This window comes from Ruegeria sp. CDSB013 (assembly GCF_059611165.1).
Map to the genome: position 1 here is coordinate 81454 of NZ_JBXWPA010000012.1, position 24346 is coordinate 105799.

Annotated in this window: 21 protein-coding genes; 7 read left to right on the top strand and 14 right to left on the bottom strand. The window is 57.4% G+C overall.

Annotation, left to right across the window (positions count from 1 at the left end; translation table 11 throughout):
* Window positions 1-44 precede the first annotated feature (44 nt).
* The 4 genes from AC2FJF_RS18790 to AC2FJF_RS18805 are packed head-to-tail and all read left to right on the top strand — an operon-like array spanning window position 45 to window position 4927.
* On the top strand, window positions 45-1340 hold the full coding sequence (locus AC2FJF_RS18790; RefSeq protein ID WP_496726703.1) for a flagellar hook protein FlgE: 1296 nt from the start codon (window positions 45-47) through the stop codon (window positions 1338-1340).
* 34 nt (window positions 1341-1374) lie between these two features.
* On the top strand, window positions 1375-2826 hold the full coding sequence (gene flgK, locus AC2FJF_RS18795) for a flagellar hook-associated protein FlgK (protein WP_496726704.1): 1452 nt from the start codon (window positions 1375-1377) through the stop codon (window positions 2824-2826).
* 2 nt (window positions 2827-2828) lie between these two features.
* Complete coding sequence (locus AC2FJF_RS18800; RefSeq protein ID WP_496726705.1) at window positions 2829-3836, top strand: flagellin; 1008 nt, start codon at window positions 2829-2831, stop codon at window positions 3834-3836.
* A complete protein-coding gene (locus tag AC2FJF_RS18805) occupies window positions 3833-4927 on the top strand; it encodes a flagellar basal body P-ring protein FlgI (protein WP_496726706.1) in 1095 nt (364 codons plus the stop codon). The genes AC2FJF_RS18800 and AC2FJF_RS18805 overlap by 4 nt, the downstream gene beginning before the upstream one ends.
* Window positions 4928-4989: 62 nt before the next feature.
* Here AC2FJF_RS18805 and AC2FJF_RS18810 read toward each other — a convergent pair whose 3' ends face one another.
* Genes AC2FJF_RS18810 through AC2FJF_RS18845 form a run of 8 tightly spaced genes read right to left on the bottom strand, consistent with a single transcriptional unit; the run spans window position 4990 to window position 12328 of the window.
* Window positions 4990-5634 (bottom strand): DUF1523 family protein, encoded by a 645-nt coding sequence (locus AC2FJF_RS18810; RefSeq protein WP_496726707.1) that lies wholly within the window; start codon window positions 5632-5634, stop codon window positions 4990-4992.
* An 11-nt stretch (window positions 5635-5645) separates the two neighbouring features.
* Entirely contained in the window at window positions 5646-5912 is a 267-nt protein-coding gene (locus tag AC2FJF_RS18815) for a hypothetical protein (protein WP_496726708.1), read from the bottom strand.
* Entirely contained in the window at window positions 5913-7250 is a 1338-nt protein-coding gene (locus AC2FJF_RS18820) for a DUF6638 family protein (RefSeq protein WP_496726709.1), read from the bottom strand.
* Window positions 7250-7876, bottom strand: coding sequence for a hypothetical protein (locus tag AC2FJF_RS18825; RefSeq protein WP_496726710.1), 627 nt, complete (start codon window positions 7874-7876; stop codon window positions 7250-7252). Before AC2FJF_RS18825 ends, AC2FJF_RS18820 begins: the two co-directional genes overlap by 1 nt.
* Complete coding sequence (locus AC2FJF_RS18830; RefSeq protein ID WP_496726711.1) at window positions 7873-9804, bottom strand: AAA family ATPase; 1932 nt, start codon at window positions 9802-9804, stop codon at window positions 7873-7875. The genes AC2FJF_RS18825 and AC2FJF_RS18830 overlap by 4 nt, the downstream gene beginning before the upstream one ends.
* A 22-nt stretch (window positions 9805-9826) precedes the next feature.
* A complete protein-coding gene (locus AC2FJF_RS18835) occupies window positions 9827-10945 on the bottom strand; it encodes a hypothetical protein (protein WP_496726712.1) in 1119 nt (372 codons plus the stop codon).
* Window positions 10942-11256, bottom strand: coding sequence for a hypothetical protein (locus tag AC2FJF_RS18840; protein ID WP_496726713.1), 315 nt, complete (start codon window positions 11254-11256; stop codon window positions 10942-10944). Before AC2FJF_RS18840 ends, AC2FJF_RS18835 begins: the two co-directional genes overlap by 4 nt.
* Window positions 11249-12328, bottom strand: a complete 1080-nt coding sequence (locus tag AC2FJF_RS18845) for a coiled-coil domain-containing protein (RefSeq protein WP_058276579.1) — start codon at window positions 12326-12328, stop codon at window positions 11249-11251. Before AC2FJF_RS18845 ends, AC2FJF_RS18840 begins: the two co-directional genes overlap by 8 nt.
* 283 nt (window positions 12329-12611) lie before the next feature.
* On the opposite strand from AC2FJF_RS18845, the gene AC2FJF_RS18850 reads away from it, so the two are divergent.
* Complete coding sequence (locus AC2FJF_RS18850; protein WP_496726714.1) at window positions 12612-14087, top strand: NAD-dependent succinate-semialdehyde dehydrogenase; 1476 nt, start codon at window positions 12612-12614, stop codon at window positions 14085-14087.
* 128 nt (window positions 14088-14215) lie between these two features.
* Window positions 14216-16399: an esterase-like activity of phytase family protein gene (locus tag AC2FJF_RS18855; protein WP_496726715.1), complete on the top strand. Its 2184-nt coding sequence runs from the start codon at window positions 14216-14218 to the stop codon at window positions 16397-16399.
* 924 nt (window positions 16400-17323) lie between these two features.
* Here AC2FJF_RS18855 and AC2FJF_RS18860 read toward each other — a convergent pair.
* The 6 genes from AC2FJF_RS18860 to AC2FJF_RS18885 all read right to left on the bottom strand — a co-directional run bounded on the left by AC2FJF_RS18860 (window position 17324) and on the right by AC2FJF_RS18885 (window position 23534).
* A complete protein-coding gene (locus tag AC2FJF_RS18860) occupies window positions 17324-17791 on the bottom strand; it encodes an Hsp20 family protein (protein WP_170565179.1) in 468 nt (155 codons plus the stop codon).
* Window positions 17792-17913: 122 nt separating this feature from the next.
* Window positions 17914-18729 carry a trypsin-like serine peptidase gene (locus tag AC2FJF_RS18865; RefSeq protein WP_496726716.1) on the bottom strand — a complete coding sequence of 272 codons (816 nt, stop codon included), beginning with the start codon at window positions 18727-18729 and terminating at the stop codon, window positions 17914-17916.
* Window positions 18726-19520, bottom strand: a complete 795-nt coding sequence (locus AC2FJF_RS18870; protein ID WP_496726717.1) for a trypsin-like serine peptidase — start codon at window positions 19518-19520, stop codon at window positions 18726-18728. The genes AC2FJF_RS18865 and AC2FJF_RS18870 overlap by 4 nt, the downstream gene beginning before the upstream one ends.
* A 118-nt stretch (window positions 19521-19638) precedes the next feature.
* Window positions 19639-20955, bottom strand: a complete 1317-nt coding sequence (gene glcF, locus AC2FJF_RS18875) for a glycolate oxidase subunit GlcF (protein WP_496726718.1) — start codon at window positions 20953-20955, stop codon at window positions 19639-19641.
* A 4-nt stretch (window positions 20956-20959) separates the two neighbouring features.
* Window positions 20960-22060 (bottom strand): FAD-binding protein, encoded by a 1101-nt coding sequence (locus tag AC2FJF_RS18880; RefSeq protein WP_496726719.1) that lies wholly within the window; start codon window positions 22058-22060, stop codon window positions 20960-20962.
* Between the two features lie 25 nt (window positions 22061-22085).
* Window positions 22086-23534, bottom strand: a complete 1449-nt coding sequence (locus AC2FJF_RS18885) for an FAD-linked oxidase C-terminal domain-containing protein (protein ID WP_496726720.1) — start codon at window positions 23532-23534, stop codon at window positions 22086-22088.
* A gap of 80 nt (window positions 23535-23614) precedes the next feature.
* On the opposite strand from AC2FJF_RS18885, the gene AC2FJF_RS18890 reads away from it, so the two are divergent.
* Window positions 23615-24325 (top strand): DUF599 domain-containing protein, encoded by a 711-nt coding sequence (locus AC2FJF_RS18890; protein WP_496726721.1) that lies wholly within the window; start codon window positions 23615-23617, stop codon window positions 24323-24325.
* The last annotated feature ends 21 nt before the right edge of the window (window positions 24326-24346 follow it).

A 24346-nucleotide genomic window follows, 5' to 3' on the forward strand; every position in this document is an offset into this window, starting at 1 on the left:
GTTAGCTGTTGCATCACGTTTTGACGCAACAGAAGGGCGTGCCAATGACAATTTCCTCTTCGCTGAATGCCGGTGTGGCCGCTTTGAAGGCCAACGCGAACCGGCTGGCGACCATCTCTGACAATATCGCCAACTCGTCCACCTTTGGCTACAAACGGGTTGAGACCGACTTTCACTCGATGGTCACCTCCGGTCAGGGTGGAAGCTATTCGGCAGGCGGCGTCAGAACCACGAGTCAACGCATGATCGACCAGCGTGGATCGCTGGTCACAACGAACAATTCAACCGATTTGGCAGTGCGCGGCCGTGGCCTGCTGCCCGTGCGACCCAGCTCTCAGGTGGCGTCAAACTCGAATGAGATGCTTCTGACCACAACTGGCTCGTTCCGCACCAATGAGCAGGGTCATCTGGTGACGCAATCGGGGCTTGTTTTGTTGGGTTGGCCCGCTGGCCCCGACGGATCGATCCCTAATGTGCCAAGGGATACGCCAGCTGCGCTGGAACCCGTCAAACTCAGCGTCAACCAACTAACCGGTTCACCGACCACAAGCATGAACCTTCGCATGAACCTTCCGGCCACGGCGACGGATGCCGGCGCACCGGGTGACGCACAGCCTTTGTCTGTTGAGTATTTTGACAACCTCGGAAAATCGGAATCCGTGAATATTGAACTGGTCCCGACCGTGCCCGGTACGGGCTCCAGCAATGAATGGACGATGACACTGCGCGATACCGCATCTGGCGGTGCGGTGATCGGAGAGTACCGCCTGACCTTCACCGACAGCCGAACCGCAGGCGGCACGCTGGCCAGCGTGACCACCATATCGGGTGGTGCTTACGATCCGGCAAATGGCAGTTTTGTGGTGAACGTGGATGGCGGGCCGATGGAGATTAATATCGGTCAGATTGGCGACAAAGATGGAATTACCCAGCTGTCGGATACATTTGCCCCCGTATCGATCACGCGCGACGGTGCCCCCGTTGCAACGATGACAGGCGTGAAGGTGGATGAAAACGGGTATGTCTACGCGCAATACGACAGCGGTGTCAGCCGGCGCGTGTACCAGATTCCGCTTGTCGATGTTCCCAATCCCAATGGGTTAACGGCGCAGGATAATCAGACCTATGCGCCATCCCGCGACAGCGGAACGTTCTTCCTTTGGAACGCGGGCGATGGGCCGACCGGCGATCTGGTATCCTTTGCACGCGAGGAATCCACGACCGATGTCGCAACTGAACTGACCTCGATGATCCAAACGCAGCGGGCGTTTTCCTCCAGCGCCAAGGTGATCCAGACCGTCGACGAGATGCTGCAGGAAACCACAAACATCAAACGTTGATCCGGGGCTTTGAGCTAGGGAAAGGACCTGTCCGATGAACATGACGACAGCATTGAACAACGCGTTGGGAGGCCTGACCGCCGCAAGCCGCGGGGCCGCAGTTGTCTCGGGCAATATCGCCAACGCCCTGACACCGGGCTATGCGCGTCGCTCGCTGGAATTGGCAACAAGTCCGATCTCAGGCAACGGCGTGCGCACCGTCGGTGTGACGCGCCATCAGGACCCGGCCCTGATCGCCAACCGGCGCGATTCCGACGCAAATCTTGCCGGTACAAGCGCAATCTCAGAGTTCTACACCCGTTTTGAAAAGGCCGTAGGTTCGGTTGATGACCCCAAATCCTTTGCCTCTCGGTTGACCGAATTTGAGAACGACATGACAACGGCCGCCAGCTTGCCCGATTCCAAAGTGCGGCTGGATCAGGTGGCCCGCGCTGCCCGGGATTTGGCGGACAGCCTTAACGCGGCATCCGAAGGTTTACGTCAGGCGCGGTCGGACGCAGACAGGACCATCGGCAAGCAGGTCAACCGCCTGAACCAGTCCTTGCAGGATATCGAAAAGCTGAACAATAAGATCCCCAGCATCAAGAACTCCGGCAGCGATATCAATGCCTTGCTCGATCAGCGCCAAGTATTGATTGATCAAGTGAACGAGCTGATGCCGGTCAATGTCGTAGCGCGGGATAACGACCGTGTGTCGCTATATTCAGACGGCGGCCTGATCCTTTTAGAGGGGCAGGCAGCAGAATTCAGTTTTACGACTACCGGCGAAACCAAGCCGCACATGACATTTGCCAACAGCCTTTTGTCAGGTCTTGAAATGAACGGGCAGCCTGTGCGTACCGGCGGCAATAGTGCGCAGCTTAGGGGCGGTGCGCTGGCGGCTCAGTTCGAGATTCGCGATGAACTGGCGGTTGAGGCTCAAGTACACTTGGACACCGCCGCTCAAGACCTGATCGAACGGTTCGAGACCGCCGGTCTTGATCCGACCGTCGCGGCAACTGATCCCGGCGTGTTCACCGATGATGGCAATCGCTACGACGCAACTGCGGCAATCGGATTGGCTTCGCGCATACGCTTGAACGTGGCGTTGGACCCCGATGCTGGTGGTGACAGCTGGAAATTGCGGACGGGCCTCGGCGCCGCCACTCCGGGGGATCCAGGCGATGCAACGCAGCTGAGGGCCTTTAGCGCGGTCCTGAACGATGCCCGTCCTGTTGCCGGGGGGTTATATGGCACCGGCAACATGCGAGCTGCGGAAATTGCCGAGGCACTGCTGTCTAAGGCTGGGGCAAACGCCCATGCCGCCGAGGGGCGCATGACATTCGCCAAGCACTCGCAACTGGAAATGGCCAAGATCGAAGCTGAACGTGGCGTGGATACCGACACCGAACTGCAAAACCTGATGCAGATCGAAAAGACATACGCCGCGAATGCGCGGCTCATCTCGACCCTGGATGAGATGATGGACACTTTGCTGAGGTTATGACGATGAATTTGACATCCATTGGTGATCTGGCGCGTGGTTTGACGCTGAGAACCCGGTCAACCGAGATCAAAAACCAGATCGAAACACTGTCCTACGAATTGTCATCCGGACGGGTTCAGGACTTGTCTGGCCATCTGGACGGTGATTACTCTCATCTGCTGGACCTGGATCGCAGCCTGTCCAGACTGGATGCGTTCAAAGTATCGACCGCCGAAGCCGGGTTGTTCACGGATGCGATGCAGCTGAGCCTGAATAAAGTTGCCGGCGCTGTTGAGGGGATTACCGCCTCACTTCTGTCCTTTGGCACCTCAAATCAGGCGGTGACCCACGAAAACGCATCGGCTCAGGCCAGAAACGAACTGGACGCGATCGTATCTGCGTTGAACACCCGCGCCGGAGGGCGCAGCCTTTACTCGGGCACCGCAACGGATGTCTCTCCGCTTCCGTCCGCTGACACGCTGATCACCGCGCTAGAGGCCGAGTTGACGGGCGTAGCTACTGTCGCGGACATCCGGCAGAGGGCAGAGGATTGGTTCAACGATCCTACCGGGTTCGATGCGGTAATTTATCAGGGATCCGGCACAAAACTGGCCCCCATGCAGATATCCGAGAATGAAAGCGTTTCAATTCCTGTGACAGCGACCGACCCAGCCATCAAAGCTGCACTTCGCGACATCGCGGTCGCAGCCGTGGTCGCGGACAGCGGTCTGAATGTCCCGATGCAACAAAGAACGGCCGTGTTCAAACAATTGGGCGTCGATCTGGTCAACGCCAAGGATCAGTTGGTGGGACTGCGCGCCGATGTCGGCGCGACCGAGGCCCGAATCGAACAGGCGCAAACGCGAAATAATGCGGCGCGGACTAGCCTACAAAGCAGCCGAGGCACATTGATCGCGGCGGATCCCTATGAAACCGCCACTCAGTTGCAAACCGTGCAGTTCCAGCTGGAAAGCCTGTATTCGGTCACCGTTCGCAACGCGAACCTGTCACTAGTGAATTTCCTGAGATGAGAGTTCTTGTTTTTCTTCTGATGTTGCTTCCTGGCCTGGCCTCCGCCGGCGCGATCCGACTGAAAGATCTGGTGGACTTCGACGGAGTCCGCGGAAACGATCTGGTCGGTTACGGTCTGGTTGTAGGGCTGAATGGAACCGGTGACGGGCTAAGAAATTCACCCTTTACCGAAGAGATCATGTCCAACATTCTCGAAAGGTTGGGCGTCAACGTCAACGGTGAGGATTTTCGCCCCAAAAATGTGGCCGCCGTTCTGGTGACAGCAAGCCTGCCGCCTTTCTCACGTGTTGGCGGGCAAATCGACGTGACGGTCTCTGCCATCGGAGATTCCAAAAGCCTGTTGGGTGGAACGTTGATAATGACCCCATTGAACGCCGCCGACGGGCAGATTTACGCTGTTGCGCAAGGCACCGTTTTGGCAGGCGGCGTGTCGGCTGAGGGAGAGGCTGCCTCGGTGGTGCAGGGCGTTCCCACATCCGGCGTGATCCCCTCCGGGGCAAGGGTGGAACGTGAAATCGATTTCGAACTATCGGCGCTTACCCAGATGCGCCTTGCTTTGCGAGAGCCTGATTTTACTACGGCAGGCAGGATCGAGCTTGCCATTAATTCCGAATTCAACAGCGCAGTGGCCATCATGCGGGATTCCGGGACAGTTGAGCTGAACATAGCGGCAACGCGGGCAATTTCGACTGCCCACGCTCTTGGGCGAATCGAGAACATTCTGGTCGAACCCGAAACCAAGGCCCGCGTCGTGGTCGATCAGCGTTCGGGCACGATAGTGATGGGGCAGGAAGTGCGGATATCCCGCGTGGCGGTCTCGCAGGGCAATCTTACACTCACGGTTGAAGAGGCGCCGATTGCGGTTCAACCCAACCCCTTCGCGCGCGGTGAAACCGTTGTGGTGCCTAGAACAATCGCTGGAATAGAAGAAGAGGAAGGCACCGGGCTGGCTGAAATACCCGAAGCGGCAACCCTGTCCGAAGTCGTGGCAGGCCTGAACGCGCTAGGGGTGTCGCCCCGGGACATGATCGACATTCTGAAGACGATCAAAGCCGCCGGAGCGTTGCACGCCGAGTTTATCGTACGCTGAGGAACTCAGCCCAACAGGTCACCGCCAAGGCTGACGGAGGGGCCAAATGGCCCCGCCAAAACCTATTTGGATTTCCAGCTGTTTAGCCATTTTCTGAACCTGCTGCCCTGCTCTTCTATGGCGTCGCCGGCGGCATAAAGGCCATCTTCCATATTCTCGATCACGGGATCGACCCGCGCCTCGCGAAACCGGCGCCAACGGACCCAAAGGGCCCAAACAATCGCGAAGAAAACGGTCAGAAAAATGATGTTGAACCAGGGAATGATCCGAATGTCTTGGCTGTCTACCGACCAAATCTTTACGGCATTCGGGAAAATCGACAGGAACTCACTGCGCCAACCGTAGTGGCGAACAACCACCCAGCGAGGCGCTTCGGTTGTTGATTTCAAGTCTGCTGCTTCGGCCTGCAGGTTCGACGAGTTTAGTTTAAAATAAGGTGGCCAGCCCCAGCCGGTGTCTTCGTTCCGATAAACCATGACCTTGCCGTTGGTCTTGCGGGTCTGAATGAAAAACACATCGCGGTTTGGTGTTGTCGCATCACTGCCGACGTCATGAACCGACCAGAAGATGCTGTTCTCACCGGGGTCGATCCGTTTCTCATAGGTATCCGAAATCCGAACCACATCGTGCTGCGGAAGGGTGTAATTCAACACCGCCGCAATTGTGCCCCAGAACAGGATGATGATAGCCCATTTGACGTAACGCATCAGCGAAACCCTCACATGAAGTTCGTAACATAAATCAGGATTCCGATCAGGCCCAGCGGCACCACGTAAATCCCAAGGATCAGTTTGCGGCGAAACGATCCGTCGTATTTTTTTAGTCCGCGCTGGACAAAGGCATCGCGGTCGCCGGTCAGACCCTTTTTCTCCCAATGGGCGATCAGTTTGCCACGTCGAACCCGACGGGAATAGATTGATACGCCCACGTAAATGACCGTCAGAACGACCAGCAACGGGATCAAAAAGCGCAGTGCGACGAACATTTAACTTCTCCCTACTGCGCCCCAAGGGCCGACGCGTGCGATGATGTCTTCGCTGACCCGGTCGTTGCCGTTCATATCCGGTTCGTGGCCGAATAGTGCGGCCCGGGCGCCAGCCTTATCCACCTGATACTCGCGCGCAAGGAAGTCGGCAACATAGGCTTTCTTGGCCTCGGGCCATGTCGCATAGGTGCGGTAGAACAGCTCCTTATGGCAAATGAATACCTGACGCGGGTCCAACGGGGCCAGTTCCGCCAACAACATGTTCACCAGATCGCGGTTCGGTGTGTTGGTTGCGCGCAGCGTATAGAAATAGGCCGGGTGATCTGACGTGATGCGCGGCCACGGCCCGCCATCCTTTGCCCAGCGCAGCAATTGCGCCAGACCGTGATAGGCGTCGGGCAGACGATCCGAATGGTTTCGCGCCAACCTTCGCATATCGCCACGGTCCAACCCTGTTAGGTCAACGCCTGCATCGGCTGCGGCATCCACGGTCAGGAAGTCCATTTTCTGCTGCAGGATTGCAGCGGAATTGACACCGCGCGCCTCGATGATCGTTTCGACTAAGTCGTTTAGCCCGAGGAACTTGGCAATCTGGTTCCGCTGAGATGGGTCAAAAACGTATTTGATCGGCATATCGTCGGGTCTGTCGCCCATACAGATCACCGCCGGATGATCCAGATCGGGGAATAGGTAGAGCCCGTCGAAGTGCGCCGTCCAGAAGTTGCGCTGCTCAAATGCGGTATGGCGCAAGCGAACCGGGTTGCGGGTGACGTCGCCGGTTTCTTTGGCCGTTTCGATCATCCTGGCGATCAGCACATCGTCGAACCAGGCATCCTCTTCGGTCTTGAACCGTTCGACCATGCCCGCCAGTTGCTGTGCCTTGCGCAGGGTGCCGCCAGCGGTGTCAGCCTCAACCTCGATCTTGCGCAGGTTCAGCAGATCGCGCGGGGTGGTGAGTTTGATGACCGAGTTCACCAACTCTCCGGCCACTGCATCGGTGGCGGTCAGGGCGAACAGCTGCGCCTCGTTCATTTCGATGAATTCGCGCAGGATATCGCGCGAGGTCGAGAATTTGACGTTCAGCAGAGGCGCGCGTTTCTGCTCGGTCGTCAATAGGATGAACTGTCGGTTGACCCCGTTGGGGTTGAGGTAGAGCTCATCCTCCAGCTCAATCCCCACCTCTGGTGAATAGCCCGAGATATCGACATGGAAATCCGTCAGCGCCGTGGTCTTGCCCGCCAGATGCTGCAGCGCGCGGTTATACCGCTCGACCAGAGCCGGGCTGGAGATGTGGACGAGGTTGCCGAACATCAGGCCTTTTTCGATAAGGCGGATCATCAGCTCAACTTCTTTCTAAGCTTCGCTTCGATTTCTACTAAAGCTTCCTGATATCGATTTCGGAACTCATCATCGTCGGAAAATCTGGCATACATTACTCGCCAATCCTTCCAATAACTTCTCTGTGCGATATCTCGATCCTCAGTCGATAATGAAGGGTTTTTCGCTCTCAAGTGTTCCTGGATTACTCTCCGCAATTCTGCTTCAAGTTCGAAAATTGGATTCAACAAACTGCTGTAGGCCGCTCCCCAAACGGCATCTGCTTCAAGCGACAATGGATAAAGCTCTGATCGAATTTCTACGACTTTCGCCCATCTCTTCTCATACTCTGCTGCCGCTTGACGGTAGCGATTGAGTTCAATCTCACTTTGGTTTGGATGCGAGTCACTGTTCTTCGAGGCAAAAGTTTCACTGTAATCAAACGCAGGGTGTCTCGCTTCTTCGACTGCGTCTCTATGCCTATAAATATGTTTCAGAATCGCTGTTACCAGATCGTGGTTGGTTTGGAATGTTATCTGGGATTTCCAGGTTCGCAGCCCACGACAAGCGGCAACAGATGCCACTATCGCTGCTATCGCCATTATAATGTTGGCCACCGCAGAAATTTCTTCTGACACAAATGTCACTCCTTCCCCTCCAGATACCGCCGCTTGGCCTCTTCCATCCGGCCCATCTCACGCACCGCGTTCTCAATGGCGACCTCGTCGCTCTTGTCGGCATAGCGGAACTCGCTGTCGGCGTAGCGGTTGATCTCTTGCATCACCATTTCCACTGTGATCGGCTGGCGCAGGTCTTCGATCATGGCCCTCTTAGAGTCGTAGTCGCGGAACAGGAACAGGTCGGGGTTTTCCATCCATTCGTCGGGCAGTTCGAAATCCATCGCGCGGACCTTGACGGCGTCGGTAATGTTCTTGATCGCGCGGCCGGTAAAGCGCTCATCCGCCTGCTGGATTGCCTTGAGATAGGTGCCCATCTTGGCAATCGTATCCATCTGGCCGATATCGCCGGAGACCCGGTCATAGACCTGCAGAAGAGCCTCTTCGTGCGGGCGGGAATGACTTTCGAAACTGGCAGCGACAGCCTTTTTGATTTCCTGCGCGGCATAGGCCTCGTGTTCGCCCAGCGGGATGTCGTGGTTGCGGCCCATCAGCAGGTGCAGGATGTCGATGTAATCCTCGCGCGTCTGCGGCCCGTCGACCAGGAACCGAGCGCCCGCCCGCTGGCGCAATGCGTCGTCCACATTCTCGGGGTAGTTCGAGAACATGCCAAAGGTGCAGTTGCCGCGCACGACGGTGTTGGCACCCGCAAAGCTCTCCATCAACACGGCGGTGATTTCCAGCTGCCCGGCCGAGGACTGCCGGTCGCCGCGTTTGCCCGCCAGCTGGTCGATATCGTCGATGGTGCCGAAGCCGATGACCGAAGGGTCAATGATCGTGTTGATGAAGGCCTTGGCGTTTTGGCCGGATTTGCCCTGATAGCTGTCGATATTGTCGGTGCTCAGGTTCTGGTAGCGGAACGGATAGCCCGCGTTCTGGCAATAATCGTTGATCAGCCCGGCCATCATCTGGATCAGGGTGGTCTTGCCAGTGCCCGGTTTGCCGTCGCCCATGAAGGTGAAGATAAACCCGCCGAGTTCCGCAAACGGGTTCAGGCGGCGATCGAAGTCATAGGCCATCACCATCTTGGCCAGCTTCATCGCCTGATATTTGGCGATGTGGTTGCCCACCACTTCGTTTGGTTTCTTGAACGTCATGGTGAGGGTGGTGGATTTGGCTTTTGAGGCCGGCTCAAAACCACGGATCGTCAGATCATCGGCCTCAACATGCCAGGCGGCGTTATGAAACGGGGCCAGGTGGCCCGCTGACTGGGCGCGCAGGGCGGCCTTGTCCATTAGCTGCTCGGCATAGGCGCTGGTGGCGGCGATCAGGTGCGCGTCGTCTGGGGCGTGTTTGGCCAGCGTCTGATCCATCTCCCACAACGCACCGTGCAGGGCGAGCTGACCATTGTCGGTCAGGACCTCTTCGATCTCGCCGATATCGGCAGTCGTCTCACCCAGATGCGAGGACATCAGATAGGCCAACGCATTGCCGAAGGTATGAGAGGTAATCAGAGCCTCGGCCGTCAGCAGTTCCGAAAATTCGGTCTTGCGGGCGGCCGGTAGATCCCCAGCCAGATTAGCGCGTTTGAGGTCGGCCAGCGGCGTCTGTTCGCCATAAGTTTCGGCCACCGCTAAAGCGATTGCGATGGCGCGGCGGATTGCCTGCTGCGTTGTCGCCTGAGGTGGCGAGACCAATGCATCCCCATCATCCGAGGCCTCGATCCGTTCAACCAGATGCACTCCGTCAGCGCGCACCGTGCGCCGCGTCACCAACCCCGGTGTCGTCGACCGGAACCGCCGTCCGGTCGATACACCCGGTGACCGTTCAACGGCGGCCTCCACGGGTTTGGCAATCCGAGGCGCATGTTCGAACCCGTTCAGCAAGGCGGTCGCTGCCGGATAATGCTTGCGAATATCGTCTTCGCGCAATTCCATCTGATCTGACGTCAAACTCATTTCAAAATTGCCTTTGCTGTCTTCAATATCTCAATACCTGCCCGGATTTGCTGACGACGAATTTGCGCACGTCGGCAAAGCCCGGCGGATTGCGCTCGGCCAGTACCTGAAACGGGCGCTGGGGCAGGATGATGGAACGCTGGGTGCGCGTGGCTCCGGTCTCGGCCCCCTGCCCGCCGAACGGGTCCAGCGCAAAAACCTCACGCTCGACGGTTGAGAACCAACCGGCGCGTTCTTCGATCACCTCTTCGCTTTCCAGCTCTTCCGTGGTCCAGGCCAACGCCCAATCCTGACTTTCGGGCGCCTGCGCGTCCTCTAGCACCTGCCGCAGGGGGCCGGATTGCTCGGTATAGGCCGAGGAATACATCGGCCCCACATGGATCCGGCGCAGGTGCTTGGGGTGCAGGTCGTCGAAATCCTGATCGAAGCCTTTGGCGATGGTCACCAGTTTCAGACCGCCTAAGCTTTGCGCCATCAGATGCGCCTGAACTTCGGGCCAACGACGTTGGTCCTTGGGCAGGGCGGTTTTGCCGCTGTCCTCCAACTGCATCAGGTAGATGACCGGCAGGTTGATCTGGCTGTCATAAACCGCCCAGTGGATCATGAACTTGCGCCGCTCGCCCTCATTTCCGATCCAGTGGCATTCGGGATCATTGCGGGCCCAAAACAGCTGACCGTTTAGCAATTCCTTGTAATAGAGCCTTTGCGACAGGGCGAATTGCAGCTTGGTGGGGATTTCCTGATCGCCAATGATCGTCCGCACCATGTCTGTTTTCAGATCATCCTCGGACGGCATATTCGCCAGATGCACCTGCGCCTGCTGCGCGTCATTGGCCATGGTCAGCAGCTCGGCCGCCACCGGAAATCCGCTGTCACGCTTGTCCATGGCGAGGCTGCCAAAGAACCGGCCCGTATCGCGCCCGACCAGCAGGTATTTCATGGAGAGCGCCCGGAAGGTGTAGAGCAGCCCCGAAAGGTAACGCGACACGATCCGCACCTCTTGTTTCGAGATCGCGCCCTCAGCCTCCATCGTCGCGGCCACGCGCAACAAGTGAACGGTGATCACCTCGAATTTTCGAAAATAGCGGCGCGAGGAGAAGGTGTCGGTTAGTCCCACATGGTCTTTAGTGGGGTCAGTCATGCATCACCGCCACCAAAACCACCTAGGTCCGGGCCAGGTGACTGACTGCCGTCGCTTTGGACATTAGTTGGCACACTGTTAATTCCTTGCGATCTGCGAAACATTTCCAGTCGGTAGCCCGACCACAAAGCACCGAGAACACCAACGCCACTCATAAAGTAAAACCCATTCGCCATCATCGTCAGAAAATAGATGAGGAAAACGAGGCCAATTGCACCCCAAACAAGCTCACCGTTCCGTTCTACCCAAGTCTTGTCTTTGTCTTGCTCTAAGAAAAATGGCATTCGTCGCAACCACTCTTTTTTACCCACCATACAAATTCTTATCATGCTTCTCGACAATCGAGGCGAAGCGACGGGCAAAGCGTTCATCCGCCTTGGCCTTTTTCTCCAGCACATCACGGGCAAAGACCATGTGGTCCTCATGCGCCTCAAGCATGTCGGCCATCTTCTGGTTGGTCGCGGTGCCGATGGCGGCCATGGCGGTCTGCGCCTCCTGGTCCGTCTGCACGCCGATCTCGTTGATGCGGTGGGCCACGTCCTGCTGCTGCGCGGTTTTCAGCGATTTGGTCAGGGCGTCATACAGAACCACGCGTTGTTGCGTGTCTGTCTGCAGCTTGTTGATCAGCACCATTTGCGTCGCGGCCTGGTTCTGTAGGGAGTCGACCCAGGTCTTGCCCTTTTCGATATAGCGCTCCAGCGTTTGTGACTTGGCCAGCTTGACCTGCTCTTCCTGTACCTTGGCGTTGTATTGCTTGTTCAGCTCGGCCAGTTCAGTTTCCAACTGGGTTCGCGCGGCCGCGTCCTGTTCGACGCTGATCTTGTTTTCCAGAGTTATGATCGTCGGATCCATATCCTGAATCTCGGCGCGCAGGGCTTCCAACTCGGCCACGGTGGCCTCGCGGTCGTCCAGCGTACCGGTCAGGTTTTCCTCGACCTTTACCCGCTGCTCTTCCAGCACCGACAACTGCCCTTGAAGCAATTGCACGATCACATCGGATTTGGCGATCAGGTCCTGCAGCTTATCGTCGATATTGGCGGTGCGCATGCGCTCCTGCCGCATCGACTCGGACTTGCCTTTCGAGAAGATGCCGACAAACGTCTCCCACCCGGATTTCGAGCGCATCTCGTCGAAGTCCTTGGAAAAGGCGCTGGTGACGTCGTCCAGACCCATGATCAGCTCGGCGATATTGGCGTTCATCACCTCGGTATGGGCGTGCACGTCCTCAAGCGTGGCGTTTTCGATGTCGATGTCGGCCTCGGCAGAGCCGATCTTAGAACGCGCGGCTTCAATCCGGGATGTCAGCCCTTCGATCTGAGACTGGCTTTCGCGCACTTTTTGCTGCGTTTCCTCAATCAACGCATCAAACTGCTGGTTCGACATCTGTCCTATTCCTTTTTTAATTATGCACCCAAAAAGATAGGAGATGTTACGATCATTTACATCCCCTTGGGCATCCAATCCTGTGGAACTTTGGCAAACTCCGCCAAAAAAAGATAGGCGGGTTGACACTTTGGCCTCAGATCGCATGAATGCGCCCCGGTAGGCAAAAAACGTCACGTTTACCATACGAAAACTGGATTGATCTGACCCCACGGGTGGCCATAGACAATCCGGGAGGCACATGTTTGAGTGCTAACAAATTTTTATTGCCGGAGGCTGACCCATGCTGGACGCGACAACCGACCTGAAATCAATCCTGAAAAACCCCGATCTGCTTGTAACCAAAGCCTATATCGGCGGTCAGTGGGTCGACGGGGATAATGGCACCTTTGCCGTGACCAACCCGGCGCGAGGCGACGTCGTAGCCGAAGTCGCAGACCTGAGCCGCGCGCAGGTCGCCGGCGCGATCGCACAAGCTGAGGCCGCGCAAAAGGAATGGGCCAAGCTGACCGGCAAGGAACGCGCCGTGATTCTGCGTCGCTGGTACGACCTGATGATGGAAAACGCCGAAGATCTGGGCAAGATCCTGACCGCCGAGCAAGGCAAACCGCTGGCCGAGGCCGTTGGCGAGATCGGCTATGGCGCGTCGTTCATCGAGTTCTTCGGCGAAGAGGCCAAGCGCGTTTATGGCGAGACGATCCCGGGCCATCAGCGCGACAAGCGGATCATGGTGCTAAAGCAGCCGATCGGTGTTGCGGCCTCGATCACGCCGTGGAACTTCCCCAATGCGATGATCACCCGCAAGGCCGCCCCGGCGCTGGCAGCGGGCTGTGCCTTTGTCGCGCGCCCGGCCAAGGAAACTCCGTTGTCCGCACTTGTAATGGGCGTACTGGCGGAACAGGCTGGCATCCCAGCGGGCGTGTTCAACGTGCTGCCATCCTCCAGCGCCAGCGAAATTGGCAAGGAATTCTGCGAAAACCCCGGCGTGCGCAAGCTGACCTTCACCGGCTCGACCGAAGTGGGGCGCATCCTGCTGAAACAAGCCGCTGATCAGGTCATGAAATGCTCGATGGAACTGGGCGGCAACGCGCCATTCATCGTGTTCGACGATGCAGATCTGGATGCAGCCGTTGAAGGCGCGATGATGTGCAAGTTCCGCAATAACGGCCAGACCTGTGTCTGTGCCAACCGCATCTATGTTCAGGCCGGTGTCTATGACGAATTTGCTGCCAAACTGAAAGCCGCTGTCGAGGCGCTGAAAATAGGTGATGGTCTGGCTGAGGGCACAACAACCGGCCCGCTGATCAACGCCGAAGCAGTGCTCAAGGTCGAAGAGCACATCAAGGACGTCACCGACAAGGGCGGCGCGGTTTTGACCGGAGGTCTGCCGCATGATCTGGGCGGCACCTTCTTCCAGCCCACCATCGTGACCGGCGTGACGCAGGACATGATGGTGGCGCAGGACGAGACCTTTGGCCCGCTGGCGCCCCTGTTCAAGTTCGAAGACGAAGATGACGTGATCGCCATGGCCAACGATACGATCTTTGGTCTGGCTTCATATTTCTACGCCAAGGACCTGAGCCGGGTGTTCAAAGTGGCCGAGGCTCTGGAATACGGCATCGTCGGCGTCAACACAGGCATCATCTCGACCGAGCTTGGCCCGTTTGGAGGTGTCAAACAATCCGGCCTGGGCCGCGAAGGCAGCCATCACGGCATGGAAGATTATCTTGAAATGAAGTACGTCTGCCTGTCGGTCTGATCTGAAAAGGCCCCGGTGCTGCGTGCCGGGGCCATTACGTTTGTCACAAAACTGCAAACAAACCGTCACATCCCTGCAATGACCCGCGTTCATCCCCCTCTCATCCAAGTGAGAGAGGATTCCACCCGATGTCATTGCGCTGTGTCTGCCTGACATCTGCCCTTGCCCTGACCGCCGGTCAGGCAGCGGCAGAAATGAATTTCAACCGAATTGCGTCTTTCCCCGTCGTCAAAAACATGGCCGAGGGGGCGGATACCACCCGCGAAACCTCGCCCGAGATCATCGCAGCGACAGCGGACGGCATGACGCTGGTCTATACCGACAGCCCGTTGGGCATGATTGGCATGGTCGATATCACCGACCCCGCGAACCCCGCGCCGCTAGGTGCGATGGACGTGGGTGGTGAGCCGACATCCGTGGGGATCGTTGGCACGACGGCTTTTGTGGGTGTGAACACATCGGAAAGCTATACTGCCCCTTCGGGCAAACTGATCTCGGTCGAGATTGCGGGCAAGGCCGAAACCGGTGCCTGTGATCTGGGTGGTCAGCCCGACAGTGTCGCGATTGCCCCGGATGGCAGCTTTGTTTCCGTCGCCATCGAGAATGAGCGTGACGAAGACCTGAACGACGGGGTCCTCCCGCAGCTGCCCGCAGGGTCGCTGGCGCTGGTGCCGCTGAAAGACGGCGCACTGGATTGCGCGGGCATGAAGATGGCTTCGCTGACAGGTCTGGCCGACGTTGCCCCCACTGATCCCGAGCCTGAGTTTGTCGACATCAACACCCTGGGTGAAACCGTCATCACCCTGCAGGAAAACAACCACATCGCGGTTGTCGACAAGGATGGCAATGTGGTCAACCATTTCTCGGCAGGCAGCGTGGATCTGGAAGGCATCGACGCCACCGATGAACGCGGTGCGCTGATCTTTACCGAAAGCCAGCCAGGTCGCCTGCGCGAACCGGACGCGGTGAAATGGATCGACGACAACCATTTCGCAACCGCCAACGAAGGTGACTACAAAGGCGGCTCGCGCGGCTGGACGATCTTCCACAAGGACGGCACCGTTGTTTACGAGAACGGCACCGATTTCGAGAAAGCCATCATCCAGATCGGTCACTATCCCGACAAACGCTCGGACGCCAAAGGGGTTGAGCCTGAAAGTGTTACCGCAGCGACCTTTGGTGACACACCAATGATCTTTGTAGGAGCCGAGCGCGCCTCGGTCGTGGGTGTATATGACGCCACCGATCCGGCCAACCCGGATCTGAAACAGCTGCTGCCTTCAGGCGTTGGTCCCGAAGGTTATGTTGCGATCCCGGAACGTAACCTGCTGATCTCGGCTAATGAAAAGGACCTGATCGAAGACGGTGGCCCGCGTGCACACGTGATGATCTACGAATATCAGGACGCCCCGGCCACCTATCCGCATCTGACGTCCGCAGGCACGGATGAGCTGATCGGCTGGGGCGCGCTGTCCGGTCTGGTGTCTGATGAGGACGGCATGATCTACGCGGTCAACGACAGCTTTTATGGCTTCCAGCCTTCGATTTTCAAGATCGACCCCAGCCATAAACCGGCCCGCATTGTGGATGTGATCCGCATCCACCGTCAGGACGGCAACCCGGCACAGAAGCTGGATCTGGAGGGCATCACGCTGGACAATAAAGGCGGGTTCTACGTCGCCTCCGAAGGGCGTACCGACCGTGTTATCCCGCATGCGATCTACCACGTGTCCGCTGATGGCCTGATCAAGGGCCGCAAAGGCGAGATCGGTCTGCCACCTGAGCTTTTGGCCGTCGAAAAGCGCTTTGGTTTTGAGGGCATCACCCGCGTTGGCAACACCCTGTGGATGGCCGTTCAGCGCGAATGGAAGGACGACCCCAAGAACCACGTGAAACTGGTCGCCTATAATCTGGACACCAAGGAATGGGGTGCTGTGCACTATCCCAAGGCGGAGCCGGAAAATGGCTGGGTCGGTCTGTCGGAAATCGTGGCCTTTGGCGACCACGTCTATGTCATCGAGCGTGACAATCAGCATGACCACCGCGCCGTGACCAAAAAGATTTATCGCATCCCGCTGTCAGAGATTACCCCGGCCCCGCTGGGCGGCCCTCTGCCCGTCGTCAGCAAGCAAGAGGTCCGCGACCTGTTGCCTGACCTGACCTCGACCGGTGGCTACGTTCTGGACAAGATCGAAGGTCTGGCCATCCTGCCCTCGGGCGAAGCGTTTGTGATGACCGACAATGACGGTGTCGACGATGCCTCGGGTGAGACGATGTTCTGGTCGATCGGGTCGGTGACTGGTGGGAACTAAACTCAACAGGAAAAACACAGAAGGACCCCGCACGAAATTGTGCGGGGTCATTTAACTTCAGACGTCAGATTTGAGCCCACTTTGACCGACGCTGCAAGTTGATGGAAGGTCCGCTTTGTGGGAAGTACAAAGAGCTACTGAGCAGAAATAAACTGTCGTTGAAGCGGTTCCAAATCGAAGGTTGAGACGATTATACGAAAAGGCACGTTGTAGAAAATTGGCAAGAAACACTGGCAATCCACCCAAAGTAAGCATTCCGCGAATTGGTGAGCTTCCGACATGGTGGTCAAAGATTATCGGTATTAAGTGCCCGGAATGCGGTCGCCCTCAGCCACCACGAATGATGGCTTCAACTAATCCCCATCGCGGGCTCAATAAAACCGACTTCCACATGTGCGGAAGCTGTGGGAAACTTCTCTATTTGACTGGTAGGCGGCGTGTTCGGCGGTATTTCCTACTGGTGTTGCCCACATTTATCGGAGTTGCGGTTTTGGGGTTTTCTGTTCTTCGAAACATCGAAGGCCTGAACATTTATCGTGAGGCAAGGGAAGCTTATGAACCAAACTTCTTGGGTTTTCTTTTAATGTGTGCCGCGATTTACATCGCTGTGAGTCTGCTATCGCGATTTGAAAGTGTAGGAGTTGCTGAATCGTCAGAAACGGAAGTGGAACAACCGCGATCCACCCGTTAAACTTCGAGTAATCAAAGCTGCGACGCGGACATTTCTGAGTCCGAGAATACCCGTTACTCCAAGACGCTATACATCAATTGCAGACCTTGGGTCTGGCGCAGCGAATTCACACTTTGTCCCGCATTGCGGACCTTCTGGTACTACAAAAAAACAACGCCCCGCGTCTGGAGGAACGCGGGGCGTATGGTGCGACAATCCAGAGAGGAACGATTATCGCGGCGTTTTAGGTCGCCTTAGTTTACAGCTTTGGCGTCGACCACATCCTTTTCGATGGCATTGGCCGAAGAGATCTCGATCCGGCGCGGTTTCAAGGCCTCGGGCACTTCGCGCTTCAGGTCGATGTTCAGCATACCGTTTTCGTGGTTGGCGCCAGTGACACGCACGTGATCGGCCAGCGCAAAGCGGCGCTCGAACGCGCGGGTGGCAATGCCACGGTGCAGATAGCTGCGCTCTTTGTCTTCAGCGGCTTTCTTGCCGGCGACGATCAGGGCGTTTTCTTTTACTTCGACCGACAGGTCATTTTCCGAAAAACCGGCGACTGCAACCGAGATGCGATACGTGTCGGCATCGGTCTTTTCGATGTTGTAAGGCGGGTAGCTCGGCTGAGCCACATCATTGGTCAGCACGCGATCCATCATATCGGCGATCTGGTCGAAACCAACGGTGGCGCGGTGCAGGGGTGCAAAATCAAAACTACGCATGTGTCATATCCTCATATCAGAGCGATCTGTGTTCTGCCCTCCGTTCGGACGGGCATCTGGTTGATACGGGCCCCATTCGTGGCGACCCGATACAGTTCACATGGGTAGCATTTTGATCGAGTTCAACCCCCGCCCGAGCTGATGAATTTTGCGCCGGAATTCGACTTGTCGGACCCGACCTGCAACCGGCGGATCGTTGCCTGTGGGCGCGGGGCATCGCGCCGCAAGTCCGCCTTGAGTTCGGCAACAATTCCAGATAGTTCCATCCCGTATCCGGCCACGCGACCCCCGTAGGTTCCGATTGCTGAGACAACCGACAGGATCTGCCAGCGCGGGCCATTTCTGGCCAGCAATGCCGAACCGGACGAGCCAAAAGTGATGTCGCAGTTGAAGGTAATCAACCCTTGCTGGCGACCCAGGATACGGCAGGACCTTTCCCGCGTGATCGCCTCGGACCGGCCGCGCCCGTATGAGGCTAAGCTGACCTCGGTTCCGGCAACGCGCCCTGTGTGCAAGGCAAACGGATTGGCGATAGAATAAGGGATCGGCTGTTCCAAACGCATCAGCGCAACATCGGCGCGGACATTATTCGGTGACAGCGGGGCATTGCTGACATATTCCGGGTTCACGGCAATCTGCGTGACTTTGCGATCTGCCAGCGCCTCACCATGGCTCAAACCAGCGCGGAACGTCACCTTTCCCGGCTCGTAGGGTTTGCCGCTGGCCTTGTCCACCGCACAGTGCGCAGCAGTCAAAACCAGATCCTGCGCAATCAGCGTGCCGGTGCAAAACCCCTGATCGCCGATGTCCAGGCGTCCAACCGCCTCCCATCCGTAAAGGTCATCGCGATCCGTCAGCTTTCGCTTGGCGGTTTGGGCGTAAGTTGCGGTGGCGGAAATTGAGAGGAACAAAAGAAAATTCAGAAGTAAACGACTCATGGTTTTATGAACCTTGCTCCAATATTGCGGCGTGCCCCACCTTGAGAGGAAGACACGCCAAATCCGCGCCCGGCCGACAACTCTGCCTGCAACAGTTCGAGGGAATTCTCGACCGATGTACCAATCGCCACGCGCTGTCCGTTGAATTCGGCCTTGGCCGCGACGACCGACACGATGCGTGGCCGGTCCCCGTCAAAGGAAAAGACCGGAGCTCCTGACGACCCGAATTCGACATCACACGACAACACCAAAACGTCTGATGTGCGCGTCATGACCGAGCACACTTCTTGCAGCGAGGGGGCCTCGGCCCGGTCCTGCGCGTATGACACCACCCCAACTTCAGCCCCTCGATCCGGGCGCTCTCCGGTTTCGAATGGGATTACGCTGGTGTTGCGGATCGGCTGCCACAGTTCGATCAGCGCGATGTCATTGTACAGCCGAGAAGCCGTCGCCTCGGTGCTGAATTCATACTCGGGATGCACAACGGCCCGACGCGCAGCCCGATAAGCAGATGCGCGTCCGAGACGCCAGGCAGCCAAAAATTCAACCTCGGCCAGATCAACCCGCTGACCAGTCATTCTGTCGAACAAACAATGAGCGGCCGTCAAAACAAGCGTCGGAGAGATCAGTGTTCCAGTACAAAACCCGGCACCATCTTTGAAATCCAGGCGCCCGACCGCCATCCACGCGCGCCCGGCATCGGTGGTGTCCAGACTCTTCAACCCGGTATCCTGGGCTGCGGCGGACAACGGCATCAAAGCCAGCGCCAATGCTGTGATCCAATTTCGCAAATGGCACTCCGGCTTTGCTGTTGGCGTATTCTCCTACCCCTCCGGTGCGGCAAAAATAGGGCGATGACGCCAGCGTCCGTTTAACGTGACGAGTGGTGCGCAGTTGCATCAGCCTTATCTATTTGAGGATCGGAACCCCGGATCCACTCCGGTCGCCCAATGCCCGCGGCACAGGCCCGCCGGTCGCCCAATCCAAAAGCTCAACAGTGTGCAGCACGGGAAGGCCCGTGCCAGAGCCGATTTGCATCATGCATCCGATATTACCCGCCGCGATCATGTCCGGCTTTTTGGCTTCCAGCGTTTTGACCTTGCGGTCCTTCAGCTTGCCCGAAATCTCGGGCTGCATCAGGTTGTAAGTCCCCGCGCTGCCGCAGCACAGGTGGCTATCTGTAGGCTCTAACACGGCGAAACCAGCCTGTTTCAGCAGAGTTTTGGGATGAGCTTTGATCTTTTGACCGTGCTGCAGAGAACAAGCTGCATGATATGCAACGGTCAGGCCCTTGTCTTCGCCCTGCGGCAGCTCCAGCTGGATCAGCAGTTCGCTGATATCCATTGCAATCGACGACACCCGCGCCGCGTCTTCGATTATGGGATCGTTGCGAAACATATGGCCATAATCCTTGACCGTCGTGCCGCAGCCCGAGGTGTTGATGACAATGGCGTCCAGCCCGTTGCCGTTCATTTCTGTGGTCCAGGCCCTGATGTTGGCTTTTGCGGCCTCATGGCTTTCGCGGGTTTTGCCCATGTGATGGGTCAGCGCGCCGCAGCACCCTGCCCCTTCAGCCACGACGACCTCGCATCCCATCCTAGTCAAAAGTCGAATAGTTGCGTCGTTAATGTCAGTATTCAAAGCTTTTTGCGCACAACCCGTCATCAGCGCAACGCGCTTGCGCTGCGGTCCTTTGGCCGGAAATCTCTGCGGGTCGTCATTGCGACTGACGGGCGGGATATGTTTGGGCGCCATGTCCAGCATGGCACGCAACCGGGCGTCGGGCATCAGAAAGCGGAATGGCCGCCCCAGCTTCGCCCCGATCAAAGCCCAGCGAAACCGCATCGGATAAGGCAGGATCTGTGCCAGTACCCAACGCAGCGCACGATCCGAGAAGGGGCGTTTATAGTTCTCTTCGATGTATTCCCGCGCGTGATCGACCAGATGCATGTAGTGCACGCCAGATGGACACGTGGTCATACAGGCCAGGCATGACAGGCAGCGGTCGATATGCTTGACCGTTTTCTCATCCGGCACACGCTCGTTTTCCAGCATGTCCTTGATCAGGTAAATGCGCCCCCGTGGGCTATCCAACTCGTCCCCCAGCACCTGATATGTCGGGCACGTGGCTGTGCAAAACCCACAATGGACGCAGTTTCGCAGGATTTCATTTGATCTTTGGATCGCGGGATCTTGCAACTGCTTTTCGGTGAACATCGTCTGCATCGGCTTACCCCATCAACCCCGGATTAAACAAACCGCGGGGGTCGAATCTTTGACGAATACCCTTGGTTAGAGCCGCAATACCGGGCGCCTCCGGTTGAAAACGCGCCAGTTCGGCAAGTGTATCTTGTCCTGCCCGCACGATATTTGCGTGACCGTCAAACGCGCCTAACTGCGCCCGCAGATCAGTACCAACCGGCACCAAGGCCCAAATCAACCCGCCGCCCCAATCAAACAACGTCCGCTCTGCCCGGATGCGCGCAACGATGTCCGGCGCATCCGTTGGTTTTACTGAAATGCGCCAGACATCACCGCTTTGTTCTTGGAAACCGGCTGCATCACGCAAGTCGGCCCACAATGTGTTGGGCTGGTCAAGTTCGGCAACCTCGCCGAAACCAGACAGTAGGGATTTCAGTTGGTCCGACCGGTATGTCACCGAACCCGCAAATCCTTCGAAGCGCAGTAAGGCGCTTCCCATATCCGGGTCGTACGCCGCTCCGCTGACGTCAAACGGGGATTTTAATGCGGCGGACAGCGCCGCAATTGCGGTGGTCACATCGGGCACCTGAACGGACAGCGTAGCCGAGACTTCGGGCTTGGGTAGTACTTTCAACGACACTTCGGTCAAAACGCCCAGAGTGCCCCAGGATCCCGCCATTAGTTTGACCAGATCATAGCCGGTGACGTTCTTCATAACCCGGCCGCCATTCTTGACGACCTGCCCCATGCCATCGACATAGCGCACGCCCAAAAGGAAATCACGGCATGCCCCTGCCTGTATCCGCCGGGGCCCAGATATGTTGGCCGCCACAACACCGCCTATGGTCGGTGTGCCACTGGTGCCCAGCAATCCCCGGTGATCCATCGGCTCAAAGGCCAATTGCTGACCTTCTGCATCTAATGCGGCCTTGATCTCTGCCACCGGCGTGCCGGCTTTCGCCACCAGCGTTAGCGCACCGGGTTCGTAAAGTGTGATGCCGGTTAGTCCGCTTGTTTCAATCTCCGCATCCGGTCCCGCAACTCCGCGCGTACCGCCTCCCTTGATGCGGACCGGTTCGTCCAGCCCGGCCACCATCTCGGCCAGTTCGGCTTCTGTTTTTGGTTTCATGACAATTCTTCTTTGTTAGAGCCGATTATTCAGCGGCAATCTGCGCGATGCGTCGGGATTCAGACGTATTCAACGGAAAAACCTTGGCGGGGTTCAGCAACCACTTTGGATCGAACACATCCTTTACGGCCATCTGCGCCTCAAGGTCCGCAGGCGCGTATTGATGGTGCATCAGATCGCGCTTTTCGATCCCAACCCCGTGCTCACCTGTCAGGCAGCCACCCACATCAACGCAAAGCTTCAGGATATCGGCTCCGAACGCCTCACATTTCTCCAGATCACCCGGCTTGTTGGCATCAAACAGGATCAACGGGTGCATGTTGCCATCGCCTGCATGAAACACGTTGCCGACCGGCAGGCCGTATTCTTCGCTCATTTCACCAATCCGGCGCAGCACTTCCGGCAAGGACGATACCGGGATCGTGCCGTCCAGGCACATGTAGTCGTTCAACTGCCCCATCGCACCAAAGGCCGACTTGCGCCCCAGCCAGATTTTCGCGCTTTCCTCAGCCGATTGGCTTTCGCGCAGCTCCACCGGGTTATGGCGCTTGGCGATGTCGATGATTTTTGACAATTGATAGTCCATCTCGGCCTCGGACCCTTCGACCTCGACAATCAGCAAAGCGGTGCAGTCGGGGTAGCCTGCATGGGCGAAGTTTTCGCAGGCCTTAATGCACAGGGTATCCATGAATTCGATTGCAACCGGCAGGATGCCCGACTTGATAATGTCCGAGACGCATTGCCCGGCAACTTCGTTGTCATCAAATCCCATGAGCACGGGTCGTGCACCTTCGGGTTTTCGCAATATCCGCAATGTGGCTTCGGTCACCACGCCCAACTGCCCTTCTGACCCGCAGATGACTCCCAACAGGTCCAAGCCGCCAGAGTCCAGGTGCGCGCCGCCAATCTCGACCACGCTGCCATCCATCAGCACCATCTTTACGCCCAACAGGTTGTTCGTGGTCACGCCGTATTTCAGACAATGCGCCCCGCCCGAATTCATCGCGATGTTCCCGGCAATGGCACAGGCAAGCTGTGAGGACGGATCCGGCGCATAAAAGAAGTCGTCTTCCTCGACCGCTCCAGTCACACTCAGGTTGGTGCGGCCTGATTGAACGCGAATGAAACGGTTGTCATAATCGACCTCCAGCACCTCATTCATCCGGGCGACGCCAAGGATGACGCAATCCGCCGTTGGCAAGGCGCCACCGGCCAATGACGTACCCGAACCGCGCGGAACCACAGGAACACCTTCTTCATTACAGATGCGTAATACGTCCGAGACCTCTTGCGTGGTCGACGGCAGAACCGCCAGCATCGGAGGGCACCGATATGCCGTCAGCGCGTCACATTCATAAGCACGAGTCTCGGACGGTTCGTGAATCACCGCGTCCTCGGGCAACACTTGCAACAAACGTTGTAGAACCACGGTCTTGCGGCGCAGAATGTCAGGGTTTGGCGTTGGCATTTCCATGGCTGATCCTCTATTTGGTAAAATAATATTACCAATTTCCCCATTTGGCAAGTTCTCATGTCTGGCCCTAAGGTCGCAGCATGACTTGGATTGATCGCGCACAACTGTTTTCACCGCTGGATTATGCGGCCATTGCCGTGTTGCTGATCACTTGGCTGTGGATCGGATGGCGGATCGAAAACCCGTCACCCAACAAGCATTCCGTCACAGTGATGATGGATGACTATCGTCGAGAATGGATGCGGGAAATGGTCACCCGGCAACCCCGAATGTTTGACGCGCAGGTGGTCGCGGCGATGCGGCAGGGCAGCACATTTTTTGCCTCGACCACGATGATCGCCATCGGGGGCGGATTGGCCCTGCTGGGCAATACCGAAAGTCTTGCCGGCGTCGCCAATGATCTGGCCATCGGTAGCGCACCGGCCATGGTGTGGGAGATCAAGATCCTGATCATCATCCTGCTTCTGGCCAATGCATTCCTGAAATATGTGTGGGCGCACCGGTTGTTTGGCTATTGCGCGGTTCTGATGGCCTCGGTGCCCAATGAACCGTCGGACCCACAAGCCTATCCGCGCGCAGCACAAGCGGCCGAGATCTGCGTCACCGCGGCGCGCAGCTTTAACCGCGGTTTGCGCGTGACTTATTTTGCCCTGGCATCCGTTGCTTGGATACTTGGCCCCGTGGCGCTGATGCTGGGCACGGCGATCACATTTGGTGTCCTATACCGGCGCGAGTTTGCGTCGCATTCCCGGCTGGTCCTGCTGTCCCAACCGCGCGACACGGATTCGTGATCGCGAAGCCGACGGACACAG